Source organism: Pseudomonas sp. F-14 TE3482 (genome assembly GCF_053629455.1).
The window spans coordinates 239,477-264,220 of the sequence record NZ_JBRJII010000001.1; the positions used below are offsets into that span (position 1 = coordinate 239,477).

The window sequence follows — 24,744 nt, forward strand, 5'->3', positions numbered from 1 at the left end:
GTCGAGGTTATGGGCAAATGCCTGACCGAATTAATTGATTTTGTAGCGTCGACGCAAACCGCGCAAACCGTAGCTGATCCAGGGCCAGAGCAACGCGCTGACCAGTGCCGGTAACACCAGGGCCAGGGTCGGCTGGCGATTGCCGGTCAGGGCGCTCAGCCACAACTGCACCAGTTGGGCGAGGCCGAAAATCACCAGGATCACCAGGCTCTGTTGCCACATCGGGAACATGCGCAGGCGCTGTTGCAGCGATAGCACCAGGAAGGTAATGAGTGTGAGGATCAACGCATTCTGGCCCAGCAACGTGCCATACAGCACATCTTCGGTCAGCCCCAGGCACCAGGCGGTCACCATGCCGACTTTCTGCGGCAGGGCCAACGCCCAGAAGGCCAACAGCAAGGCCAGCCATAGAGGGCGCAGGATTTCCATGAACTGCGGCAGCGGCGAGACGCTGAGCAGCAGGCCGATGGCGAAGGTCAACCAGACCATCCAGTCATTTCGGGATGAAGTAGTACCGCCCATTATTCTCTTCCCCCAGTGGTAGCCGGCGCAGAAACAGGCGGTTTGGCAGCTGGCTTCACGGCAGCGGGTTGGGCCGCCGGTGGTTTGACGGCGGCCGGTGCCGACGCGGGTGGCTTGCTGGCAGCATGAGCAGCGGTTGCCGGGGTTGCGGCAGCAGGTGCAACCGCCGGAGCAGCCGGAGCAGCCACGGCAGCCGGTATCACCGACACGGCCGGTTTGGGCACGGTTGCGGGAATGATCGGCCCACCGCCATGCTGGTCCAGCGCTTCCTGAGCCTGAGCGGCGTCGTTGGCTCGTTCCTCAGGGGTGCGTCCATCACTGAACACCAACAACAGATAACGACTGCGGTTCAACGCAGCGGTCGGCACCGCACGGACGATGGCGAACGGTTGACCGGAATCGTGAATCACTTCCTTGACCGTCGCCACCGGGTAACCCGCCGGGAAACGCTGACCGAGGCCGGAGCTGACCAGCAAATCGCCTTCTTTGATGTCGGCGGTATCGGCCACATGACGCAGCTCAAGGCGCTCCGGGTTACCGGTGCCGCTGGCAATCGCCCGCAGACCGTTACGGTTCACCTGCACGGGAATGCTGTGGGTGGTGTCAGTCAGCAGCAGTACGCGAGAGGTATACGGCATCAACTCGACCACCTGCCCCATCAGGCCGCGGGCGTCGAGCACCGGCTGACCGAGGATCACACCGTCGCGCTCACCTTTATTGATGATGATGCGATGGGTAAAGGGGTTGGGGTCCATGCCGATCAACTCGGCCACTTCGACCTTTTCGTTGACCAGCGCGGAAGAGTTGAGCAGCTCGCGCAGCCGAACGTTCTGCTCGGTCAGAGCGGCCAGCTTTTGCATGCGCCCCTGCAACAGCAGGTTTTCGGTTTTGAGTTTTTCGTTTTCAGCGACCAGTTCGGTTCGGCTGCCAAATTGGCTGGCCACACCTTGCCATAGCCGCTGCGGCAGGTCGGTGATCCAGTAAGACTGCATCAGCACCAGCGACATTTGGCTACGCACTGGCTTGAGCAGTGTGAAGCGGGCATCGACCACCATCAGCGCGACCGATAGCACGGCCAGCACCAACAAGCGCACGCCCAGTGAGGGGCCTTTGGTGAAAAGCGGTTTAATAAGCCGCTCCTCCCAGGCAAATGTTCTCTTTATTCATACGGCATCAAACCGGCCTGGATGCAGACTGACAGAAGACAAACGCAACAGGCAGCACTGCAAAGTGCTGCCTGCGCGCTCAACAGCATAGAGGCGATCCGGCGACTTATTCGCTGGAAAGCAGATCCATGGTGTGTTTATCCATCATTTCCAATGCGCGGCCACCGCCGCGTGCAACGCAGGTCAACGGGTCTTCGGCGACAATCACCGGCAGACCGGTTTCCTGGGCCAGCAACTTGTCGAGGTCGCGCAGCAAGGCGCCACCACCGGTCAGTACCAGACCACGTTCGGCGATATCGGACGCCAGCTCCGGAGGCGATTGCTCCAGTGCACTTTTCACGGCCTGAACGATGGTGGCCAGGGACTCTTGCAGAGCTTCCAGCACTTCATTGGAGTTCAGGGTGAATGCGCGTGGAACGCCTTCGGCCAGGTTACGGCCACGAACGTCGACTTCGCGAACTTCGCCGCCCGGGTAAGCCGTACCGATTTCCTGTTTGATGCGCTCGGCGGTGGATTCGCCGATCAGGCTGCCGTAGTTGCGACGCACGTAGGTGATGATCGCTTCGTCGAAGCGGTCGCCGCCAACCCGTACGGATTCGGCATAGACCACACCGTTGAGGGAGATCAGCGCGATTTCAGTGGTACCGCCACCGATATCGACAACCATCGAACCGCGAGCTTCTTCAACCGGCAGACCGGCACCAATCGCAGCGGCCATCGGCTCTTCGATCAGGAACACTTCACGGGCACCGGCACCAAGGGCCGATTCACGGATGGCACGACGCTCAACCTGGGTGGATTTGCATGGAACGCAGATCAGCACACGAGGGCTAGGCTGCAGAAAGCTGTTTTCGTGAACCTTGTTGATAAAGTATTGCAGCATTTTTTCGCAGACGCTGAAGTCGGCGATCACACCGTCCTTCATCGGACGAATGGCAGCAATGTTGCCCGGCGTACGGCCGAGCATGCGCTTGGCCTCGGTGCCGACAGCAACGACACTTTTCTGGTTACCGTGTGTCCGAATAGCCACAACCGATGGCTCATTCAGGACGATACCGCGCTCGCGCACGTAAATAAGGGTGTTGGCAGTGCCCAGGTCAATGGAAAGATCGCTGGAAAACATGCCACGCAGTTTCTTGAACATGGGAAAGGGACCCTAGGCAACGCGTGGGTAAAAAAGTGCGGCAAACTCTAACAACGACAGGGATTTTGGGCAAGGCGCCAATATGTTAAATTGGCCGCTTTTCTGTGCACCAAGCCCCACAATCGCGGCCTTGAGACCGTAGAAATGCGGTAGTGTTCCGACAATCTAACACACGGACGCCGTCCGTTCTGTTTTCCACTGGAGAATCCCATGGCGCTTGAACGCTCCGACGTGGAAAAAATCGCTCATTTGGCCTGCCTTGGCCTCAATGAAGCCGATCTTCCACATATCACTTCGGCCCTGAACAGCATTCTCGGGCTGGTCGACGAAATGCAAGCGGTCAATACCGACGGTATCGAGCCGCTGGCCCACCCATTGGAAGCGAGCCAGCGCCTGCGTGCAGACGTCGTGACCGAAACCAATCATCGCGAGGCCTATCAGTCCATCGCACCAGCGGTCGAAAACGGCCTGTATCTGGTTCCGAAAGTCATCGACTAAAGGGAAAGAGCCTGCAATGCATCAATTGACTCTGGCCGAGATCGCCCGCGGACTCGCCGATAAAAAGTTTTCTTCCGAAGAGCTGACCAAAGTCCTGCTGGCGCGTATCGCCCAGCTCGACCCGCAGCTCAACAGTTTCATCAGCCTCACCGAAGACCTGGCGCTGCAGCAGGCGAAAGCCGCTGACGCTCGTCGGGCCAACGGTGAGAGCGGCGCCCTGCTCGGCGCGCCGATCGCGCACAAAGACCTGTTCTGCACCCAGGGCATCCGCACCAGCTGCGGCTCGAAGATGCTCGACAACTTTAAAGCACCGTACGACGCCACCGTGGTCGCCAAACTGGCTGCTGCCGGGGCCGTGACCTTGGGCAAGACCAACATGGACGAATTCGCCATGGGGTCGGCCAACGAGTCGAGCTACTACGGCCCGGTGAAAAACCCGTGGAACCTGGAACACGTTCCGGGCGGTTCGTCTGGCGGTTCGGCGGCTGCGGTGGCCGCTCGTCTGTTGCCAGCGGCGACGGGCACCGACACCGGCGGTTCGATTCGTCAGCCCGCCGCGCTGACCAACCTCACCGGCCTGAAACCGACGTACGGTCGTGTTTCGCGCTGGGGCATGATTGCCTACGCGTCCAGCCTCGATCAGGGCGGCCCATTGGCCCGCACCGCCGAAGACTGCGCGATCCTGCTGCAAGGCATGGCCGGTTTCGACCCGCAGGACTCCACCAGCATCGACGAGCCCGTGCCTGATTACAGCGCCGGCCTCAACGGTTCGCTGCAAGGCCTGCGCATCGGCGTGCCGAAGGAGTACTTCAGCGCAGGTCTGGACCCGCGCATCGCCGACCTGGTCATGGCCAGCGTTGAAGAGCTGAAAAAGCTCGGTGCCGTGGTCAAGGAAATCAGCCTGCCGAACATGCAGCATGCAATCCCTGCGTACTACGTGATCGCCCCGGCGGAAGCGTCTTCCAACCTGTCGCGTTTCGACGGCGTGCGTTTCGGCTATCGCTGCGAAGATCCGAAAAACCTGGAAGACCTGTACAAGCGTTCCCGTGGCGAAGGTTTCGGCCCGGAAGTGCAGCGCCGGATCATGGTCGGTGCCTACGCGCTGTCGGCCGGTTACTACGACGCCTACTACCTGAAGGCGCAGAAAATCCGTCGCCTGATCAAGAACGACTTCATGGCGGCCTTTAATGAGGTCGACATCATCCTCGGCCCAACCACGCCGAACCCGGCCTGGAAGCTTGGCGCCAAGAACAGCGACCCGGTCGCTGCGTACCTGGAAGACGTCTACACCATCACCGCCAACCTCGCCGGTCTGCCGGGCTTGTCCATGCCTGCAGGTTTTGTCGATGGGCTGCCGGTCGGCGTGCAGTTGCTCGCCCCGTATTTCCAGGAAGGCCGCCTGTTGAACGTTGCCCATCAGTATCAGCAAAACACTGACTGGCACACCCGCACCCCAACCGGCTTCTGAGGAGAAACACATGCAATGGGAAGTCGTGATCGGGCTGGAGATTCATACCCAGCTCACCACCCGGTCGAAAATCTTTTCCGGTAGCTCCACCACTTTCGGTTCCGAGCCGAACACCCAGGCCAGCCTGGTAGACCTCGGCATGCCCGGCGTATTGCCGGTGCTGAACCAGGAAGCGGTGCGCATGGCGGTGATGTTCGGTCTGGCCATCGATGCCGAGATCGGCCAGCACAACGTGTTCGCCCGCAAAAACTATTTCTACCCGGACCTGCCCAAGGGCTACCAGATCAGCCAGATGGAATTGCCGATCGTCGGCAAGGGCCACCTGGACATCGCGCTGGAAGACGGCACGGTCAAACGCGTCGGCATTACCCGCGCGCACCTGGAAGAAGACGCCGGTAAAAGCCTGCACGAAGAGTTCAACGGTGCCACCGGTATCGACCTGAACCGCGCCGGCACGCCGTTGCTGGAAATCGTTTCCGAGCCGGACATGCGCAGCGCCAAGGAAGCCGTGGCTTACGTCAAGGCTGTCCATGCACTGGTGCGTTACCTGGGAATCTGTGACGGCAACATGGCCGAAGGTTCGCTGCGTTGCGACTGCAACGTGTCGATCCGTCCAAAGGGTCAGGTTGAATTCGGTACACGCTGCGAGATCAAGAACGTCAACTCGTTCCGCTTCATCGAGAAGGCGATCAACACCGAAGTGCAGCGTCAGATCGAGTTGATCGAAGACGGCGGCAAAGTGATTCAGCAGACCCGCCTGTACGATCCGAACAAGGACGAAACCCGTCCGATGCGCAGTAAAGAAGAAGCCAACGACTACCGTTACTTCCCCGATCCGGACCTGCTGCCGGTCGTCATCGAGGACTCGTTCCTCGACGACGTGCGCGCCACCCTGCCAGAACTGCCACCGCAGAAACGCGAGCGCTTCCAGGAACAGTTCGGTCTGTCGGTCTACGACGCCAGCGTCCTGGCCACCAGCCGCGAGCAAGCCGATTACTTCGAGAAAGTCGCGAGCATCGGCGGTGACGCCAAACTGGCAGCTAACTGGGTGATGGTTGAACTGGGCAGCCTGTTGAACAAGCAAGGCCTGGACATCGACCAGTCGCCGGTTTCGGCCGAGCAACTGGGTGGCATGCTGCTGCGCATCAAGGACAACACCATCTCCGGCAAGATCGCCAAGGTGGTCTTTGAAGCCATGGCCAACGGCGAAGGCAGCGCAGACGAGATCATCGACAAGCGCGGCCTCAAGCAAGTGACCGACACCGGCGCGATCTCGGCGGTGCTGGACGAAATGCTCGCGGCCAACGCCGAGCAGGTCGAACAATACCGCGCGGCAGACGAAGCCAAACGCGGCAAGATGTTCGGCTTCTTCGTCGGCCAGGCCATGAAAGCCTCCAAAGGCAAGGCCAACCCGCAACAGGTCAACGAACTGCTTAAAAGCAAGCTCGAAGGCTGATGAGAATGGAGCCAGTTCTAAATATTGGCTCCATTCCCTGTGGCGAGGGAGCTTGCTCCCGCTGGTCTGCGAAGCAGACCCAAATGGGCAACCGCATTCTTTCAGCAAGAATGCATCAGCCGATTTTGCGACCGCTTCGCGGCCGAGCGGGAGCAAGCTCCCTCGCCACATTTATTTTGGGAGCCTTTTAAATGAAGCGTCTGCTCAGTGCCTGCGCCCTGCTCTCTCTGCTGGCCGGTTGCGCCAGCACGGATGTTGTTGATCCACACGGCTACGACAAGACCGGCGTAGCTTCGTATTACGGCGCCAAACACCATGGCAAACGCACCGCCAGCGGCGAGCGTTTCAACCAGCACGGCCTGACCGCCGCTCATCGCCAGTTGCCGTTCGGCACCCGGGTGAAGATTACCAACCTGAATAACGACAGGTCCTGCGTGGTGCGCGTCAACGACCGTGGGCCATACTCTCGTGGGCGCCTGATTGACGTGTCACGTGAAGCGGCCGAACAGTTGGGCATGCTGCGCAGTGGCACCGCGAAAGTTCGCGTGCAAGCCCTCGACGACTGATAGACGGAGCGCTGACTATTTTCGGACTTGCCGATTTACCCCTGATCAGCGTGATTGAATTGTTCAGCGGTCTGTTTTTACTGATCGCCGGTGCCGAATTGATGGTGCGCGCCGCCGTGCGCCTGGCCGCGCGACTGCATGTGCGGCCGCTGATCATCGGCCTGACCATCGTGGCCCTCGGCAGCAGCGCACCGCAGATGGCGGTCAGCCTGCAAGCCACCCTGGCGCAAAACGCCGACATCGCCGTTGGCAGCGTGATCGGCAGCAGCATCTTCAACATCCTCGTCACCCTCGGGCTCTCGGCGCTGATTATTCCGCTGCGGGTTTCGCGGCAATTGGTGCGCCTGGATATTCCGCTGATGATCGGCGCCAGCCTGCTGGTGTTCGTACTGGCATGGAACGAAGAACTGAACCGGTTCGACGGCATGCTGCTGCTGGCCGCGCTGGTGCTGTATCTGGGCTTGCTGCTGCGCCAGTCGCGGCACTCGGCCCGTCCGCCATCGGGCGCACATGACGCACGGCAGGCACCCTGGTTCGGCAGCCTGCTGATGATTGTCGCCGGGCTGGCGATGCTGGTATTCGCCGGGCACTTGCTGCTCGGCGCCGCGGTGTCGGTTGCGACCGACCTGGGGTTGTCGGAGCGGATCATCGGCCTGACGATCGTCGCCGTCAGCACGTCCCTGCCGGAGCTGGCCACTTCGTTGATCGCCGCGTTGCGCGGTCAGCGGGACATCGCGGTAGGCAACGTAATCGGCAGCAATCTGCTCAACCTGTTGGGCGTGCTAGGGCTTACCGCATTGATCGCGCCGTCGCCGCTGTCGGTCTCGCCGAACGCTCTGGATTTCGACCTGCCGGTGATGCTCGGTGTCGCGGTGCTGTGCCTGCCGGTGTTCTATTCCGGCTACCGGGTGACTCGCGCCGAAGGCCTGCTGTTCTTGGGTTTGTACCTGGCCTATGGGCTGCACGTGGTGTCGTTCACCACCGGTATGCCACTGGCCGGCAAGCTTGAACACCTGATGCTGTTTTTCGTCCTGCCGGCGCTGGGGGCGTTTTTGCTGTTCACCTCGCTACGCGCCTGGCGTCGCCAACACCACAAGAGGGAATTGCCATGAGCACTGATAAAAAGTCTGGGGTTGAAGTCCGTCGCCAAGTGATGGGCGACGCCTTCGTCGACCGCGCCTTGGGCAACGCCACCGAATTCACCCAACCGTTACAGGACTTCGTCAACGAACACGCCTGGGGCGGGGTCTGGAACCGTGAAGGTCTGCCGCTGAAAACCCGCAGCCTGATCACCCTCGCCGCGCTGACCGCGCTGAAGTGCCCGCAAGAACTGAAAGGCCACGTGCGTGGTGCACTGAACAATGGCTGCACCGTGGAAGAAATTCGCGAAGCACTGCTGCATTGCGCGGTGTATGCCGGTGTGCCGGCGGCGATCGATGCGTTTCGGGCGGCGCAGGAAGTGATTGATACGTATCAGAAGCCGGAGTAAGTCCCTGGATTTTCGCCGTCAGTAACATCGTCATCGCGGGCAAGCCCGCTCCCACAGGGATCTGCCTTGTTGCATAAATTGCATAAGCACTGAAGACCTGTGTGGGAGCGAGCCTGCTCGCGATGAGGCCCTGAAGAACACCGCAAAACCTTCGGTTAAATCCACCCACCCCACTGCAACAAAAAGATCCCGACGTTGGTGGTAACTGCCGCCATCAGCGTGGTAATCACGATGATCGCTGCCGCCAGTTCATGATTGCCATTGGCCTGTCGGGCCATGACGAAACTGGCCGCGGCGGTCGGGCTGCCGAAGTACAAAAACAGAATCCCCAATTCCGCCCCGCGAAAACCCCAGAGCCAGGCGCCAAGCGTCGCCAGCACTGGCAGGCCGATCATCTTCACCAGGCTTGAACTCAGCGCCATCGTGCCGCTTTTGCGCATCGCCGCCAGCGACAACGTGCCCCCGATGCAGATCAACGCCAACGGCAAGGTGGTTTGTGCCAGGTACTGGCCGGACGTTTCCAGCCACCCCGGCAAACCAATCTTGAAATACGCAAACGGCGTCGCCGCAAACACGCTGATGATCAGCGGGTTGACCATCACGCTCTTGCAGATGCTCCACGGGTCAGACTTGATCACCGGGCTGTAGACCGCCAGCACGATGGTCGAGAGCGTGTTGTAGAACAGGATCACCAACGCCGCGAGTATGGCCCCAAGGGAAATCCCGTAGTCGCCGTACATGCTCGCCGCCAGTGCCAGACCGATAACGCCGTTGTTACCGCGAAACGCGCCTTGGGTGTAGATGCCCCGATCTTCCCGCGGGCATTTCCAGATCGCCCAGCCCCAGGCAATCGCAAAACACATCAGCGTGGCAATCGAGAAGTAGATCAGCAGCGCCGGTTGCAGCGCGGCATGCAGGTCGGCATGCAAGATGCCCAGAAACAGCAACGCCGGCATGGTGACGTTGAACACCAGGGCCGACGCGGTATGAATGAAGTTGTCGTTGATCCAGTCGATGCGCTTGAGCAGCGCCCCCAGAAACAGCATGGCAAACACCGGCGCGGTGATGTTCAGGGTTTCGAGGAAAATAGCCAGCATGCCGGGAGAACCTTGGGTGGGCGTCGTTAGGGGGCTAATGATAAGCCACTGGGGACTCCGGCGTCTGGTAGACCAGCAGGCGATGAGCTCCCTCGCCACAGGATCAGGTGATAGGCGCAGGATTGAACAAGGTAATGTCGTTGTGCAGCTTATGCTGCTCCGCCCACGTCTGTTTCTTGCCGCTGGCCACGTCCAGGTAGTAGTGGAACAACTCCCAGCCAAGCTCTTCAATCGACGCTCGCCCGGTAGCAATTCGCCCGGCATCGATATCGATCAAATCCGGCCAGCGTTGCGCCAGTTCTGTGCGGGTCGACACCTTTACCACCGGCGCCATCGCCAACCCATAAGGCGTACCCCGCCCGGTGGTGAACACATGCAGGTTCATCCCCGCCGCCAACTGCAACGTCCCGCAGACAAAATCACTGGCCGGGGTCGCGCAGAAAATCAGCCCTTTTCGCTTGAATCGCTCGCCAGGGCCGAGCACCCCGTTGATCGCGCTGCTGCCGGACTTGACGATCGAGCCCAGCGACTTCTCGACAATGTTCGACAACCCGCCCTTCTTGTTCCCCGGCGTGGTGTTGGCACTGCGATCCGCTTCGCCCTTGGCCAGGTAACGGTCGTACCAGTCCATTTCCCGCACCAGTTCCTGAGCCACTTCCTCGGTTTCGGCGCGGGACGTCAGCAGGTAAATCGCGTCGCGCACCTCGGTGACTTCGGAAAACATCACCGTCGCACCGGCCCGCAGCAACAGGTCCGAGGCGTAACCGAGCGCCGGATTGGCAGTGATGCCAGAGAACGCATCGCTGCCGCCGCACTGCATGCCGAGGATCAGCTCGGACGCCGGCACGGTTTCCCGACGACGCAGATCGAGCTTTTTCAAGCGGGCTTCGGCCAGTTCCATGATCTGCTCGATCATCTCGGTGAAACCGTGGCTGGAGTCCTGCAAGCGGTACAGCCACGGCTCGCTCAAATCCACCGAACTGTCGTTATCGTGCATCACCTGCCCGGCCTGCAATTTCTCGCAGCCCAGGCTGATCACCAACGCTTCGCCACCCAGGTTCGGGTTGCGCGCCAGATTGCGCACGGTGCGGATCGGGATGTACGCGTCGGTGGCGGTGATCGCCACGCCGCAGCCGTAACTGTGGGTCAGCGCCACCACGTCATCGACGTGCGGATACTTGGGCAGCAACTCGTCCTTGATGCGTTTCACCGCGTGATCCAGCACGCCGGTAACGCACTGCACGGTGGTGGTGATGCCCAGAATGTTGCGCGTGCCGACGGTGCCGTCGGCGTTGCGAAAACCCTCGAAGGTGAAGCCTTCCAGCGGTGCCTGCGCGACCGGCACTTCGGTGGACAGCGGCAAGCTGTCCAGCGGCGGCGCGGTCGGCATGCGCAGTTGATCTTCCTTGACCCAGCTGCCGCGAGGAATCGGCTGCAACGCGTAGCCGATCGTCTGGCCGTAACGAATCACCTGGCCACCCTCGGGAATGTCCTCGAGGGTGACCTTGTGGCTCTGCGGCACGAAATCCACGGTGACCAAACCATCGGGGAATTCGGTGCCGGCCGGTACGCCCTGATCGTTGACCACGATCACCACATTGTCCCGCTCGTGCAGGCGGATGTAGCGCGGCGAGTCGGAATGTTCAATCAACTGCATGACGCCGCTCCTCAGGAATGCGCTTCAGATAACTTATTGTTGGTTTCAGGACCGCTGACAGGCGGCTCTTTGAGTACCACACGTTTAATCGGGCCAACGATCACCAGATAGCTGAAGACGGCTACCAGCGCGTTGCAACCGACGAACACCAGCGCCCATTTGAATGAACCGGTGGAGCTGATGATGTAGCCGATAACGATCGGCGTGGTGATCGACGCAATGTTGCCGAAGGTGTTGAACAGGCCGCCGCTGAGACCGGCGATCTGTTTCGGCGAGGTGTCGGACACCACGGCCCAGCCCAACGCGCCCACGCCTTTGCCGAAGAAGGCCAGGGCCATGAAGCCGACGACCATCCATTCCACGTCCACATAGTTGCAGGCCACGATGCTGCTGGACACCAGCAGGCCGGCGATGATCGGCGCCTTGCGGGCGAAGGTCAGCGAGTGGCCTTTGCGCAGCAGGTAATCGGAAATCACCCCGCCAAGCACACCACCGATAAACCCGCAGATCGCCGGCAGCGAGGCAATGAAACCAGCCTTGAGGATGGTCATGCCGCGCTCCTGCACCAGGTACACCGGGAACCAGGTCAGGAAGAAGTAGGTGATGCCGTTGATGCAGTACTGGCCCAGATACACGCCGAGCATCATCCGGTTGGTCAGCAGCTGGCGGATGTAGTCCCACTTCGGACCGTCGCCTTTTTTGCCTTTGCCTTTATCCTGGTCCATGTCGACCATGCCGCCGTTGTCGGCGATGTGCTTGAACTCGGCGTCGTTGATCATCGGGTGCTGGCGCGGGCTGTAGATCACCTTCAGCCAGATCCCCGAGAAGATGATGCCGATCACCCCCATGACGATAAACACGTGCTGCCAGCCGAAGCTGTAAACGATCCAGCCCATCAGCGGTGCGAACAACACAGTGGCGAAGTATTGCGCCGAGTTGAAAATCGCAGACGCTGTACCGCGCTCAGCGGTCGGGAACCAGGCCGCCACGATGCGTGCATTGCCGGGGAAGGATGGCGCTTCTGCCAGGCCCACCAAAAAGCGCAGCATGAACAGCGCAACCACCGCCGTGGACATGCCGAACTCACCGACATAGCCCTGCAGCACGGTGAACAGCGACCAGGTGAAGATGCTCAGCGCGTAGATTTTTTTCGAACCGAAACGGTCCAGCAGCCAGCCACCGGGAATTTGCCCGGCCACGTAGGCCCAACCGAATGCGGAGAAGATATAACCGAGGGTGACCGCGTCGATGCCGAGGTCTTTTTGCAGGCTGGAGCCAGCGATTGCGATAGTGGCCCGGTCGGCGTAGTTGATCGTGGTCACCAGAAACAGCATGAGCAGGATCAAATAGCGGACGTGAGTCGGCTTGGTCGATTGCATTGTAGATGTACTCCCACTGATTATTTTTATGCGCGGGTGAATCTTCTTTGGTCTGTCTTTTGTGGGAGCTGGCCTGCCAGCGATACAGGCCACTCGGTGTGTCAGTCACACCGCGATGATGCTATCGCTGGCAGGCCAGCTCCCACAGGTATTGCGTGTATCAGGAGCCGATGTAGCTGGTCTTCACGACCGTGTAAAACTCTTGTGCATAGCGACCTTGCTCACGTGAGCCATAGGATGAACCTTTACGCCCACCAAACGGAACGTGGTAATCCACGCCGGCGGTCGGCAGGTTGACCATCACCATCCCGGCCTGGGAGTGGCGCTTGAAGTGGTTGGCGTACTTCAGCGACGTGGTGGCGATACCCGCTGACAGGCCGAACTCGGTGTCGTTGGCCATGGCCAGCGCTGCCTCGTAATCGGCGACGCGAACGATGTTGGCCACCGGGCCGAAGATCTCTTCGCGGCTGATGCGCATCGCCGCTGTGCTGTCGGCAAACAGCGTCGGCGCGAGGAAGTAGCCTTCTGTGTCGCACGTCACCAGACCACCGCCACTGACCAGACGCGAACCTTCGGACTGGCCGATGTCGATGTATTTCATGTCCTGTTCAAGCTGAGCCTGCGAAACGACCGGACCAATATCAGTGCCGGTTTTCAGCGCATGGCCAACCTTGATCGACTTCATGCGCTCGGCCATGGCTTCGACGAATTTGTCGTGAATCCCGGCGGTGACGATGAAGCGGCTCGACGCGGTGCAACGCTGGCCGGTGGAATAGAACGCGCTCTGTACCGACAGCTCGACCGCTTGCTTGAGGTCGGCGTCATCGAGAATGATCTGCGGGTTCTTGCCGCCCATTTCCAGCTGAACCTTGGCCTGACGCGACACGCAGCTAACAGCGATCTGGCGACCCACGCCCACGGAACCGGTGAAGCTGATGCCATCAACTTTCGGGCTCTGCACCAGCGCATCGCCAACCACCCGACCACTGCCCATCACCAGGTTGAACACGCCGGCCGGGAAGCCTGCACGGGAGATGATTTCCGCCAGCGCCCAGGCGCAACCTGGAACCAGGTCCGCAGGTTTGAGCACCACGCAGTTGCCGTAAGCCAGAGCCGGTGCGATTTTCCACGCCGGGATCGCGATCGGGAAGTTCCACGGGGTGATCAGGCCGACCACACCCAATGCTTCGCGGGTCACTTCGACGTTGACGCCCGGACGCACCGACGGCAAATAGTCGCCGGACAGGCGCAGGCATTCACCGGCGAAGAACTTGAAGATGTTACCGGCGCGAGTCACTTCGCCGATGGCTTCGGGTAGGGTCTTGCCCTCTTCCCGGGCCAGCAAGGTGCCGAGTTCTTCGCGACGGGCGAGGATCTCGCTGCCGACTTTATCCAGGGAATCGTGACGTGCCTGAATGCCCGAAGTGGACCAGGCCGGGAACGCGGCGCGAGCGGCGTCGATGGCGGCGTGGACTTGAGCCAGATCAGCCTTGGCGTAATCGCCGATGGTATCGGTCAACTCCGACGGGTTGATGTTGGCGCAGTAATCACTGCCCGCCACCCATTCGCCATTAATGTAGTTGTCGTAACGCTTTGCATCAGCCACTTGAAGATCTCCTCACGCAAAAAGCCGCTGATTGCTCAGCGGCCTTGGTTTTATCGAGTGTTATTGCGCACCTTGCTTGTCGATCAGCGCGGCGAGCATTTCGTACTCTTCGCCCGTCAGATCGGTCAGCGGCGCACGCACAGGGCCAGCGTCATAGCCTGCGATTTTCGCCCCGGCCTTGACGATGCTCACGGCGTAACCGGCCTTGCGGTTGCGGATGTCCAGGTACGGCAGGAAGAAGTCGTCGATGATCTTGCCGACGGTGGCGTGATCTTCGCGAGCAATGGCGTGGTAGAAATCCATCGCGGTTTTCGGGATGAAGTTGAACACCGCCGAGGAGTAAACCGGTACGCCCAGCGCCTTGTAGGCCGCGGCGTAGACTTCAGCGGTCGGTAAACCGCCCAGGTAGCTGAAGCGATCACCAAGGCGGCGACGGATCGACACCATCAACTCGATATCGCCCAGGCCATCCTTGTAACCGATCAGGTTCGGGCAGCGCTCGGCCAGACGTTCCAGCAGTGGCGCGGTCAGGCGGCAGACGTTGCGGTTGTAAACCACCACGCCGATTTTTACCGATTTGCATACCGCTTCAACGTGGTCGGCAACACCATCCTGGCTGGCTTCGGTCAGGTAGTGCGGCAGTAGCAACAGGCCTTTGGCGCCCAGACGCTCGGCTTCCTGAGCGTATTCGATGGCCTGGCGGGTGGCGCCGCCTACGCCGGCAAGAATTGGCACGCTGGTAGCGCAAGTGTCGACGGCTGTCTTGATGATTTCCGAATATTCGCTGGCCGCCAGAGAGAAGAACTCACCGGTGCCGCCCGCGGCGAACAATGCCGAGGCGCCGTATGGGGCCAGCCATTCGAGACGCTTGATGTAGCCCGCGCGATGGAAATCGCCCTGAGCATTGAAGTCGGTGACCGGGAATGACAGCAGACCGGAAGAGAGGATGGACTTCAGTTCTTGTGGATTCATTATTCGAACACCCTGGGTAGCAACGTTGTGTGAGAAAACCGTTCAGCCTTCGCCGAAGTTGTAGGTCATCGTACAACTTAAAATACAACCGTCAACTGCATTTCATCGCGAGCCGCAAAATTTGCGTCGGAAAAAGTAATCCCTTGACGTAGGAAATTTCTGATCTATGATCCAGACAACTGTATATACATACAGTTATTTGATTCTACCTACGACATATCAAGGAGCTAGAAATGTCAGGTCTATACGCACAACCGAAGGAAAATACCCGACAGATCATCGCCGATCTGGATGATCTGTTTACCGAGCACGGCATCGCCCTTTCTGGCAATGGCGACACACTTAAACTCACCGCCGGCAGCCATCACAACCTCAAACATCAGCGTCAGGGCCCGCTGCCGACGCCACCGGAGAAATCGCTGAAAGGCACGCCGCAGCTGAGGTTTGAAGGTGCAGAACATACCGCGATCGGCGACAGCACCCTGCTGCGCTTCGTCAAGGATGCACCTGCCATACCGGCCTCGCAGGTGGAGTTGCACCTGCCCAATGGCCTGGCATTGACCTATGGACAAGTGATTGCGCTGGGGGGTGATTTTTATGGAATTCCCGACCAACCGATCTGCGAAGGCGCAACAGCCGTAGACCGAATCCAGCGCTTTACCAACGCCTTCAACTCCCTGGCGGTACTGCCGGCCTCAAACGCCGAGGCGAAGTTGATCCTCGGTGTCATGCAGAAAGAAATCGCCGCCATCAATCAAGCGATCAGGGACGGAAAACAGCCTCATGAGGCTTATGACGCCCTCGGTGATACGTTGTCGGAAGAGTGGAACAAGATCACCGGTGGCGGCAGTTTCGTTTCGGCGCTATTCCCTTTGGGGCGTTATCTGAAACTGGCCGCCAACAATGCTGACCACTTTGCCGAATGGGCGTTGCTGGCCTACATCGCCGGGCACACGGCAGCGCTGCAACAAGCAGTGCTGGCCCACAACAGCGGCGATGAAAAGCAGTTGGAACTGGCCTATGCGATGAACGCTTTTGCCGATCACTCTTTGACCGACCTGTATTCCGCCGGTCACCTGCGAGTACCGCGCAAACGGTTGGCGGCAGTGGTCACGCCCAGTGACCTCGGCTCGTTGATTACCCGCTTCATGCACGATGAAGACAGCAAGTTCGGCCTCAACGTGAGCAATGGCAACGGCGATCGCTGGCACGCCTATGGCGACAAGCGCTACTTCGACGCGATCGACAGCGCCAATCGCGCCCAGGTGAATCAGGCCGTTCAGGTGTCTGCGGATGAAGTATTCGCGGCGTACCTCAGTGGCACTGCACCATCGGCCGGCAGCTTTGCTGCGTTGAAAAGGCTGCCCGACCTGCAAGCGGTTCTGAACCCGGCCGGCAATTTCTCGCCACTGTTCAAGGTCGAGGGCAACAAGGTATTGCGGCGCAAGGACGTCAACAACCTGAACGATACCGCCACGGTGGACGACTGGTGGGGCTGGAGCACGTATCTGCTGCTCAAGGACTACCAACCAACTGGCGCGCTGAATTCAGCGGCCAATGCCTGATAAGGAGATCACTGATGACTATCAAATTGAAACTGGAACTGGCTTCTGGCCAGTCGCTGAAAGGCGCGCCGCTGGAGTTGCTGTCGAAAGGCTTGCCAATTGCCCGGGCGCTTGTGGATGAACGCGGGCATGCGGTTTTCGATGCCAAACCTGGGGCTGCTGAGTTGGCGGTGAGGGTGGACCGGGGAATTTTGAAGACAATCTGAAAGATTAATTGAAGGCTACTGACCCCATCGCGGGCAAGCCCGGCTCCCACAGAATTTTGTGTCGATCGCAAAAGTGTGAACACACACAAACCATTTTGAAGACAATCTGAACGATTAATTGAAGGCTACTGACCCCATCGCGGGCAAGCCCGGCTCCCACAGGTTTTGTGTCGATCACAAGAATGTGAACACACACAAAACCTGTGGGAGCCGGGCTTGCCCGCGATGGCGTCCTTTCTGGCGACGCTCAGCCCCGCTGCGCCTGCGCCTCTTCATGCGCCTGGCGCAACCGCTCGCGGCTATTCGTCAGGTGCAAACGCATTGCCGCCCGCGCCGCATCGGAATCCTGCCGTGCAATCGCATCATAAATCTCTTCATGCTCACGGCTCAGACGATTCATGTAGTGCTGCTGATCATCATGAGCCAGGCGCGCGGAGTTCAGGCGCGTTCGCGGAATGATGCTGGTGCCCAGGTGGGTCATGATGTCGGTGAAATAGCGGTTGCCCGTCGCCAGGGCGATTTGCAGGTGGAACTGGAAGTCGGACGCAACGGCATCGCTGGCATGGGAGACACTTTCATTCAATGCATCCAGTGCCGCGCGCATCAACGCCAGTTGCTCCGGGCTGCGACGTTGCGCGGCAAGGCCGGCGGATTCCACTTCCAGGCTGATGCGCAATTCCAGAATTGCCAGCACATCGCGCAAGGTCACCACGGTGGCCGGATCAATACGGAAACCGCTCGGGCTCGGGGTATCGAGCACGAAGGTGCCGATGCCATGACGGGTTTCGACCTGGCCTGCGGCCTGCAAACGGGAAATCGCTTCGCGCACCACGGTGCGACTGACGCCATGGGCATCCATGATCGCCGACTCGGTGGGCAACTTGTCGCCACGCTTGAGGTGACCGTCGCGGATCTGCTCGGACAGCACCGTCACCAGTTCCTGAGCGAGGCTGCGGCGCTTGCGAGGGAGGCGAGGTGCGTCGATCGGGTTTTCCATGGTGAACGTCTGTCTCAAAAATTCGGCTGAATCCGCATCATAGCGCATGCGAGTTGTACGATCACCACCACACCCGTAGGAGCGAGGCTTGCCCGCGAAGAACGATAACGCGGCCCTCAGTCGGAAACCGCGTGAAGGCCTTCGCGGGCAAGCCTCGCTCCTACAGAGGGTGTGGTGTCAGGCGGTCACGGCCTGGTCTACCAGATGCCCATTCTCGATACGCACATGCCGTGGATGGAAGCGCTTCAAGCTGCTGCGATGGCCAACACTGACGATGCTCAGTCCAGGCAATTCATCGATCAACGCCTGATACAACGACGCTTCATCTTCTTCGTCCATCGCCGAAGTGGCTTCGTCCATGTACAGCCATTGCGGCGCATAAAGCAGCGCGCGGGCGAAGGCCAGACGTTGCTGCTCGCCCGGCGAAAGCATGCGCTGCCAGTGGTTGGCTTCATCCAGACGCGAAACCAGGTGCGGCAAGCGGCAGGTTTCCAGCACGTGGACGTAGCGCTCGTGCGGGTAGGTGTCGCCGGGCTGTGGATAACTCAGCGCCTCGCGCAAGGTGCCAATCGGCAGATAGGGTTTTTGCGGCAGGAACAAATACCGTCCCGTCGGCAGACAGATGCTGCCGTGGCCGGCCGGCCAAAGGTGCCCCATCGCCCGCAGCAAAGTCGATTTGCCGCTGCCAGAACGACCGCTGAGCATGACGCGCTCGCCCTCCTCCACGGTCATGTCGGCGTTGGTCAGCAGATGACGACCGTCAGCGAGGTCGAGGCCAAGGTTGTGCACCTTCAACGCCGAGCCTTGATTCTGCACGTCGATGGCTGGCGAACGCTCTTCGTTGTCAGTCATTGCCTGGCGGAAACTCAGCAGACGATCACAAGTGGCACGCCACTCGGCGAGGTCCTGGTACGCGCTGATGAACCAGCTGAAGTTCTCCTGCACGTTGCCGAACGCGGAGTTGATTTGCATCAGCTCACCTAGCTCGATCTTGCCGGCGAAGTAACGCGGCGCAGCGACCATGAACGGGAAAATAATTGCGATCTGGGCATAACCGGAAGTGAAGAAGGTCAGGCGCTTGGACACTTTCATGATGTCCCAGAAATTGTGCCAGACCAGGCCAAAGCGACTGCTCAGACGACGGTTCTCGTTCGGCTCGCCGTTATACAGCGCAATGCTCTCGGCATTCTCACGGACCCGCACCATGGAGAAACGCAGGTCGGCTTCGAAACGTTGCTGGTTATTGTTGAGGCCGATCAAGCGCCGACCGATCACATGCGTCAGCCAACTGCCGACCGCGGCGTAAACCAGTGCGCACCAGAACATGTAGCCGGGGATCGTGAAACCAAACACTTCGATGCTGCCCGACACGCCCCACAAAATGATCGAAAACGACACCAGGCTAACGACGTTACGGATCAAACCAAGGCCCAGGCCCAAGGTGTTGGTGGTGAATTTATTGAGGTCTTCGGAAATCCGCTGGTCCGGGTTATCGGTGTAACCGCCCTGCTCCAGCTGGTAGTAATTCTTGTTGCCGAGCCAACGGGCGAAATGCTTTTCGGTGAGCCAGGCTCGCCAGCGAATGGTCAGCATCTGAGTCAGGTAAAGCCGGTACACCGCGCCGAGAATCGCCACGGCGGCGATGCCGCAGAAGTACAGGATCAATTGCCAGAACGCCGCGTCATCCTTCCTCTGCAGGGCGTTGTAGAAATCCTTGTACCAACTGTTGATCCACACCGAAATCGCCACGCTGAACAACGACAGCGCGATCACCGCGATCAGCAACGTCCAGGCCTTGCCCTTCTCTTCGCTGTGCCAGTAAGGCGTGGTCATCGCCCAGACTTTGCGAAAAAACTGCCCGCGCACAGCATCGTTGACCGCGGAATATTCAGCGTTCTGATTCATGGATAAGGCTCGATAAAGAAAAGAACACACACGAGCCGATCATAAATGATCGGCTCGGCTTGTAACGAGGTGTGACAACAATTGTTCAGCGCCGGTTCAGCGACGGACCGGACGCTTCTGCAGTTTGCGTTGCAGCGTGCGGCGGTGCATGCCCAAGGCGCGGGCGGTAGCGGAGATGTTGCCTTCGTGCTCGGTCAATACGCGCTGGATGTGCTCCCACTGGAGGCGGTCCACCGACATCGGGTTTTCCGGCACCAGGGTGTCGAGGTCGGCGTGCTCGGAGAGCAACGCGGCCAGCACATCATCGGCGTCCGCCGGTTTGCACAGGTAATTGCAGGCGCCACGCTTGATCGCCTCGACGGCGGTGGCAATGCTCGAGTAACCGGTGAGGATCACCACGCGCATTTCCGGGTCGAGTTCCAGCAGCTTGGGCAGCAACACCAGCCCCGAATCGCCGTCCATTTTCAGATCCAGGGCGGCGTAATCCGGAATGTCGGCCTGGGCGATGGTCAGGCCTTCTTCGGCGGACCCTGCGGTACTGACGCGAAAACCACGGCGAGCCATGGCGCGAGCCATCACGCGGGTGAAGGTTGCGTCGTCGTCTACCAGCAGCAAATGCGGCAGTTCTTCGCCTTCGACTTGGATCTCGTCACTCATGTTCGTCTCCTCGGGCGACACGGGGCAGGCGCAGCTCGGTAAGCGTGCCACCTTCCTCATGACTGTAGAGTTTCACTGAGCCGCCGGCGCGTGTCACGCTGGCCTTGCTCAAAAACAGGCCCAGGCCGAAACCTTTGCCCTTGGTGGTAAAAAACGGTTTGCCAATCTGCTCGGCAATGGCCAGTGGCACACCGGCGCCATGGTCGCGAATGCTGATGGTCAAGTCCTCGGCATTCCAGTCCAGCGTCACTTGCAAGCCTTCGGGGCACGCATCGGCGGCGTTGTTCAGCAAATTCAGCAGCGCCTGGGTCAGGTCCGGCGGCGGTGCCATGCGCGGCACGGTCCCCTGGCCCAGGCGCTGGAAGCGATAACTGGCTTCCGGACGCATCAAGTGCCAGCGGTTCAGGGCTTCGTCGAGCCAGTCGGTGACGTCCTGCATCTCCACCGCCAAGCGACGATTGGCTTCCGCCGCCCGGACCAACTGCTGCAAGGTCTCTTTGCAGAGTTTGACCTGATCCTGCAGCACGCTCAAATCGTCCTGCAACAGCGGGTCTGGATGGTCCTGGCGCATTTCCTTGAGCAGCACGCTCATGGTCGCCAGCGGTGTGCCCAGCTCATGGGCGGCACCCGCCGCCTGGGTCGCGACGGCCAGCAATTGCTGATCGCGCAGGCCTTCTTCGCGACGAATGGCACGCAATTCTTCCTGACGACGCAGCTCTTCGGCCATGCGGGCGGCAAAGAACGTGATCACCGCCGCCGCCAGGGCAAAGCTCAGCCACATGCCGTAGATCTGCAGGTTTTCCCGGGCGATCGGGAACGTTTCCAGCGGGTAGAACTGCGCCAGCAGCAACGTATAAAGCGCCAGCGCGATACCCGACAGAATCACCGAATAGCGCCATGGCAGCGTCACGGCGGCGATGGTCAATGGCACCAGGTAATAAGAGACGAACGGATTGGTCGAGCCGCCGGAGAAGTACAGCAAGGCACTGTGGATAAACAGGTCACAGGCCAGTTGCACGGCGTATTCGAGCTCGGTCACCGGCCACGACGTGCGCAGACGAACCGCCGTGAACGCGCACAGCAGCATCGAGCAACCCAGGGTCATTGCCAGTTGCACCCACGGCAACGGCAACAGGTCGAACCAGTAGGCCAACCCCACAGAACCGGCCTGAGCGGCCAGCACCAAGGTGCGGATGAACGTGAGCCGCCAGAGGTTCTGACGAGTGGCGGAAGTAATTTGAACGGGGGCGAGCATGAGCTCTCCTGATGAGCGCTCCAGGCGGATCGCACGGAGTATAACCAAGCCGCGGGCCTGAGAGGCAAAAGTGCGGCAAACGACCACATGGCAGAAAGGATTGCTGCGTCTATAAGGACGCCTTCGCGGGCAAGCCACGCTCCCACATTGGAATGCGTTCCCCTGTGGGAGCGTGGCTTGCCCGCGATTGGCTGCGAAGCAGCCACCTGCTGATTATCTGTATAGAAGTTGTAACTGTGCGAACCGGACCATTGAAGCTAGAGTCTGATGGTTTCACGCAGGTTCGGACCTTAACCCCTGCGCATCGTCCAAGGAGCTTCTCATGCACACATTGCGCCGCAGCGCCGCCCTTCTTGCCTTAAGCGTTGGCACCGTCGCCAGCCTTCCAGCCCTGGCCGTCGACGAATTGCATTACAACCAGATCTCCCTGCGCGCCGAAGTCAGCCAGGAAGTGGCCCGCGACCTGATGATCGTGACCCTCTACACCGAAGAGCAAAACAGCGACCCGGCCAAACTCGCCGCCGACGTCAGCACCACCATGAACAAGGCGCTGGCACAGGCTAAAGAAGTCAAAGACATCACCCTGCGCCAGGGCAGCCGCAACAGCTACCCGATCTACGACACCAAAGGCCAGAAAATCACCGGCTGGCGTGAACGCGCCGAACTGCGCCTGGAAAGCTCGGATTTCGCCGCCCTCTCCAAGCTCACCGGCGAACTGCTCACCGACCTGAAAATGGGCGGCATGGACTTCGCCATCGCGACGCCAACCCGTAAGGCCAGCGAAGACGCCCTGCTCAAAGAAGCCGTGACCGCCTTCAAGTCCCGCGCCCAACTGGCCACCGACGCCCTGGGCGGCAAGAGCTACAAAATCGTCAACCTGAACCTCAACAGCAACGGTTATCCACAACCGTACATGCGCGGGCCGATGATGATGAAAGCCGCGGCCATGGATTCAGCGCCCGTGACCCCGGAAGTTGAAGCAGGGACCAGCCAGGTCAGCATGACGGCGGATGGGGCGATTGAAGTGTTGATGCAGTGATTGGTAAGGGTTGAACGAAAACCGGCGATCAATAAGTGATCGCCGGTTTTTTTGTGCCCTGAAGAAATGGAGTTTGTCCGTCAGGCCTTGTGTTGATTGATCTGCCGTCAATCGCGGGCAAGTCGAATCGTCGCACCGCCGCTCCCACAAGGTCATGCACCAACTTCAAATCAGCACAAATCCTGTGGGAGCGGGCTTGCCCGCGAAAGCGGTGTGTCAGGCACTGCGATGCTGGATGTACCGCCGTCTTCGCGAGCAAACCCGCTTCCACATTGTTTGCGGTGTGTCTACGCCAGATCGACGTTATCCAACGCCCGGTTCACCGCCAGCTCCGCCAGCATGATGATCTGTTGAATCGCCAACACTGTATTGCGCTGCGGGCCGATCAGGAGGGTGGCGAAATCACTGGCCAGGACACCGGCCGAGGCCAATGACTCGCAGGCTTGTGCCAACAGGCTTTCGGTATCCATGTTGGGGGCGATCATATACATCGTGCTGGGACGACGGGGTGTCGGGGCGTATGGGGCGGGTGGATCGAGGTAGTAATCGAGGGCGCGTTTTATGGCTTCACGATCTTTAAGTAGTTCTTCAGTGCGCAAGGCTTCGGCGTTGGGGTGGTGGTGTTGAAGGGTGGGTCCGGGATTAACTTATCCATGCAATTTTCCTTTTGAAATTGGAACCATCAATTTCCGATCTCACTCGGCGAAGAGGTGGCAGCTATGTGCGGTGTGAGATTACCGGCAAAAGGAACCCGGCCAGACCGAGGTCTGCCCGCACACAGCCGCCATAACGCATTTGCTGGCAGCGGATAAGCTGGCGGCAATTATGGAGTGGCTCGCGTGGGTTTCCAATCGTTTAGCCGGGATCTCACTCCCGATCACTGAGTTTTCAGTGACAACCAAAGATTAGAGGCACTGCTTCCTACCCGGCAACCTGAAAGATGCGTGGGAAAGTTCTATGGCCAAGACTAATTTCTTAAACACCCATTAACAGATTGGCCGGTTGTCAGGCAGCCTTCGCGAGCAAGCCCGCACACAGCAGGGCGGTGTCATCTGCTTTTGATTTTGCATTTGCGAAAGCCCAGGAGCTAAGAGAAACTCCCTGCCTTTCCAGACTCGATAAGGACGCGAGCATTGAAGTTTGAAAGGGATCAGTTTTCCGGCAACCATGGAATTGTCTTCAACGTATCGCGCTTCACTCTGTCAGCCAGTGAACGGGGTGGCCTCAGAACACTGCATTTTGGTGAAGCGAAAGCCGCCCACTATGAAGTGAGCAATCTGGTGGTGGAGCTCTACGACAAAATGCTCGCCAAGGATTTGCCTTGCCAAATGATGGTCGGGATCTCCAAACCCCTGACCCGGCTACAGGGGGATTTACTCAATGCCCAACGAACAAGTATCGCCAACCTCACCAGTGGTGTTTTCGCCGCAGCGGCAGGTAAATTCATGCCCGCTGCGGCCATCCCGCTGGGATGGGCAGTCCGCGAGTTCACGCTGAGCACATTGCCGACTTATCACGCCGGCGATGTCATCGTCAGCCTGGATGCACAGGTCAGCGGCGGCATAGGCCCTCAGCACTCAGCACTCAGCATCGTCCATGATCATCAAGACTCAAGGCGGGTGAGACCATGAACGAATATGGCCTGTACGCCGTGGCTTATGCAGTGTTCCTGCTGTTGTTCTTCTATCTGAAATCCTATGGCCTCAGAAAATGGCTGGGCATTGCGCTGGTCGCTCTGGGGTTTTCGAGTATTTTGATGCTGCCGCCTTTCATCGCAGGCTTCGATCTAGGCATCGTTTCAACCAATGCTATCGCCCTCGGGGCTGCGCTGTTTTTTAGTCGGACCCGGTATGCGGCGTGAGCCATGCGCTCATTCAAGAAACGTGAAACGGAATTCACTTCACCCACAACGCCCGCCTGACACCGCTTTGCGTAGGAGCTGCCGAAGGCTGCGATCTTATGACGTTGATTTTCAAGATCAAAAGATCGCAGCCTTCGGCAGCTCAGTCCGCCATCAACGCAAAAACCGGCCGACTATGCCCGGATAGAGGGGTCCCCCTCAAAAAACGATATTTCCGCCCGCCCCGCCAACAACGCTAC

The 24,744-nt window shown here is 59.6% G+C and carries 23 protein-coding genes and 1 pseudogene; 11 read left to right on the forward strand and 13 right to left on the reverse strand.

Annotated elements, in window-relative coordinates:
- Window positions 1-30: 30 nt before the first annotated feature.
- The 3 genes from mreD to mreB form a co-directional block, all read right to left on the reverse strand.
- Window positions 31-522: a rod shape-determining protein MreD gene (mreD, locus tag AB7M26_RS01115; protein WP_123498968.1), complete on the reverse strand. Its 492-nt coding sequence runs from the start codon at window positions 520-522 to the stop codon at window positions 31-33.
- Window positions 522-1,652, reverse strand: a complete 1,131-nt coding sequence (mreC, locus tag AB7M26_RS01120) for a rod shape-determining protein MreC (RefSeq protein WP_123498966.1) — start codon at window positions 1,650-1,652, stop codon at window positions 522-524. The genes mreD and mreC overlap by 1 nt, the downstream gene beginning before the upstream one ends.
- Before the next feature lie 142 nt (window positions 1,653-1,794).
- A complete protein-coding gene (mreB, locus tag AB7M26_RS01125; protein WP_002555108.1) occupies window positions 1,795-2,832 on the reverse strand; it encodes a rod shape-determining protein MreB in 1,038 nt (345 codons plus the stop codon).
- A gap of 210 nt (window positions 2,833-3,042) precedes the next feature.
- Here mreB and gatC point away from each other — a divergent pair, with 210 nt between their 5' ends.
- From gatC to AB7M26_RS01155, 6 genes are all read left to right on the forward strand, one after another.
- Entirely contained in the window at window positions 3,043-3,330 is a 288-nt protein-coding gene (gatC, locus tag AB7M26_RS01130) for an Asp-tRNA(Asn)/Glu-tRNA(Gln) amidotransferase subunit GatC (protein ID WP_047537661.1), read from the forward strand.
- 16 nt (window positions 3,331-3,346) lie between these two features.
- On the forward strand, window positions 3,347-4,798 hold the full coding sequence (gene gatA / locus AB7M26_RS01135) for an Asp-tRNA(Asn)/Glu-tRNA(Gln) amidotransferase subunit GatA (RefSeq protein ID WP_123498964.1): 1,452 nt from the start codon (window positions 3,347-3,349) through the stop codon (window positions 4,796-4,798).
- A 10-nt stretch (window positions 4,799-4,808) separates the two neighbouring features.
- Window positions 4,809-6,254, forward strand: a complete 1,446-nt coding sequence (gene gatB / locus AB7M26_RS01140) for an Asp-tRNA(Asn)/Glu-tRNA(Gln) amidotransferase subunit GatB (RefSeq protein ID WP_123498962.1) — start codon at window positions 4,809-4,811, stop codon at window positions 6,252-6,254.
- Window positions 6,255-6,445: 191 nt separating this feature from the next.
- Window positions 6,446-6,820 (forward strand): septal ring lytic transglycosylase RlpA family protein, encoded by a 375-nt coding sequence (locus AB7M26_RS01145; protein WP_048396578.1) that lies wholly within the window; start codon window positions 6,446-6,448, stop codon window positions 6,818-6,820.
- 50 nt (window positions 6,821-6,870) lie between these two features.
- Window positions 6,871-7,932, forward strand: a complete 1,062-nt coding sequence (locus AB7M26_RS01150) for a calcium/sodium antiporter (RefSeq protein ID WP_123498958.1) — start codon at window positions 6,871-6,873, stop codon at window positions 7,930-7,932.
- A complete protein-coding gene (locus AB7M26_RS01155; protein ID WP_123498956.1) occupies window positions 7,929-8,309 on the forward strand; it encodes a carboxymuconolactone decarboxylase family protein in 381 nt (126 codons plus the stop codon). Before AB7M26_RS01150 ends, AB7M26_RS01155 begins: the two co-directional genes overlap by 4 nt.
- A gap of 155 nt (window positions 8,310-8,464) precedes the next feature.
- On the opposite strand, the gene AB7M26_RS01160 is transcribed toward AB7M26_RS01155, so the two are convergent.
- From AB7M26_RS01160 to kdgD, 5 genes are all read right to left on the reverse strand, one after another.
- Window positions 8,465-9,406 carry an AEC family transporter gene (locus AB7M26_RS01160; RefSeq protein WP_123498954.1) on the reverse strand — a complete coding sequence of 314 codons (942 nt, stop codon included), beginning with the start codon at window positions 9,404-9,406 and terminating at the stop codon, window positions 8,465-8,467.
- A gap of 103 nt (window positions 9,407-9,509) precedes the next feature.
- On the reverse strand, window positions 9,510-11,063 hold the full coding sequence (gene garD / locus AB7M26_RS01165; protein ID WP_429387628.1) for a galactarate dehydratase: 1,554 nt from the start codon (window positions 11,061-11,063) through the stop codon (window positions 9,510-9,512).
- Window positions 11,064-11,074: 11 nt separating this feature from the next.
- Entirely contained in the window at window positions 11,075-12,442 is a 1,368-nt protein-coding gene (locus AB7M26_RS01170; protein WP_008015294.1) for an MFS transporter, read from the reverse strand.
- A gap of 160 nt (window positions 12,443-12,602) precedes the next feature.
- Complete coding sequence (locus AB7M26_RS01175) at window positions 12,603-14,048, reverse strand: aldehyde dehydrogenase family protein (RefSeq protein ID WP_123498949.1); 1,446 nt, start codon at window positions 14,046-14,048, stop codon at window positions 12,603-12,605.
- 60 nt (window positions 14,049-14,108) lie between these two features.
- Window positions 14,109-15,020, reverse strand: a complete 912-nt coding sequence (gene kdgD / locus AB7M26_RS01180; protein WP_123498947.1) for a 5-dehydro-4-deoxyglucarate dehydratase — start codon at window positions 15,018-15,020, stop codon at window positions 14,109-14,111.
- A 233-nt stretch (window positions 15,021-15,253) separates the two neighbouring features.
- Between kdgD and AB7M26_RS01185 the strand changes: the two genes are divergently transcribed.
- Both AB7M26_RS01185 and AB7M26_RS01190 read left to right on the forward strand, forming a co-directional pair.
- Window positions 15,254-16,585 carry a phospholipase gene (locus AB7M26_RS01185; RefSeq protein WP_123498945.1) on the forward strand — a complete coding sequence of 444 codons (1,332 nt, stop codon included), beginning with the start codon at window positions 15,254-15,256 and terminating at the stop codon, window positions 16,583-16,585.
- 14 nt (window positions 16,586-16,599) lie between these two features.
- The gene (locus AB7M26_RS01190) at window positions 16,600-16,791 is read left to right on the forward strand and encodes a hypothetical protein (RefSeq protein ID WP_123498943.1); all 192 of its coding nucleotides are present in this window, start codon (window positions 16,600-16,602) and stop codon (window positions 16,789-16,791) included.
- 247 nt (window positions 16,792-17,038) lie between these two features.
- Here the strand turns inward: AB7M26_RS01190 and AB7M26_RS01195 are convergent, their stop codons facing one another.
- The 4 genes from AB7M26_RS01195 to AB7M26_RS01210 form a co-directional block, all read right to left on the reverse strand.
- On the reverse strand, window positions 17,039-17,788 hold the full coding sequence (locus AB7M26_RS01195; protein WP_032836338.1) for a FadR/GntR family transcriptional regulator: 750 nt from the start codon (window positions 17,786-17,788) through the stop codon (window positions 17,039-17,041).
- A 177-nt stretch (window positions 17,789-17,965) separates the two neighbouring features.
- Window positions 17,966-19,693 (reverse strand): ABC transporter ATP-binding protein/permease, encoded by a 1,728-nt coding sequence (locus AB7M26_RS01200; RefSeq protein ID WP_123498941.1) that lies wholly within the window; start codon window positions 19,691-19,693, stop codon window positions 17,966-17,968.
- Window positions 19,694-19,789: 96 nt separating this feature from the next.
- Window positions 19,790-20,350, reverse strand: a complete 561-nt coding sequence (locus tag AB7M26_RS01205; protein ID WP_007901386.1) for a response regulator transcription factor — start codon at window positions 20,348-20,350, stop codon at window positions 19,790-19,792.
- Window positions 20,343-21,605, reverse strand: coding sequence for an ATP-binding protein (locus AB7M26_RS01210; RefSeq protein WP_008067291.1), 1,263 nt, complete (start codon window positions 21,603-21,605; stop codon window positions 20,343-20,345). The genes AB7M26_RS01205 and AB7M26_RS01210 overlap by 8 nt, the downstream gene beginning before the upstream one ends.
- Before the next feature lie 322 nt (window positions 21,606-21,927).
- On the opposite strand from AB7M26_RS01210, the gene AB7M26_RS01215 reads away from it, so the two are divergent.
- Window positions 21,928-22,644, forward strand: a complete 717-nt coding sequence (locus AB7M26_RS01215) for an SIMPL domain-containing protein (RefSeq protein WP_123498939.1) — start codon at window positions 21,928-21,930, stop codon at window positions 22,642-22,644.
- 287 nt (window positions 22,645-22,931) lie between these two features.
- On the opposite strand, the pseudogene AB7M26_RS01220 reads toward AB7M26_RS01215, so the two are convergent.
- Window positions 22,932-23,299 (reverse strand): annotated as a pseudogene (locus AB7M26_RS01220) (DUF6124 family protein).
- Window positions 23,300-23,777: 478 nt separating this feature from the next.
- Between AB7M26_RS01220 and AB7M26_RS01225 the strand changes: the two are divergent.
- Together AB7M26_RS01225 and AB7M26_RS01230 are read left to right on the forward strand one after the other, a co-directional pair.
- A complete protein-coding gene (locus AB7M26_RS01225) occupies window positions 23,778-24,275 on the forward strand; it encodes a hypothetical protein (RefSeq protein ID WP_123498937.1) in 498 nt (165 codons plus the stop codon).
- Entirely contained in the window at window positions 24,272-24,505 is a 234-nt protein-coding gene (locus tag AB7M26_RS01230; RefSeq protein WP_008067281.1) for a hypothetical protein, read from the forward strand. Before AB7M26_RS01225 ends, AB7M26_RS01230 begins: the two co-directional genes overlap by 4 nt.
- Window positions 24,506-24,744 lie beyond the last annotated feature (239 nt).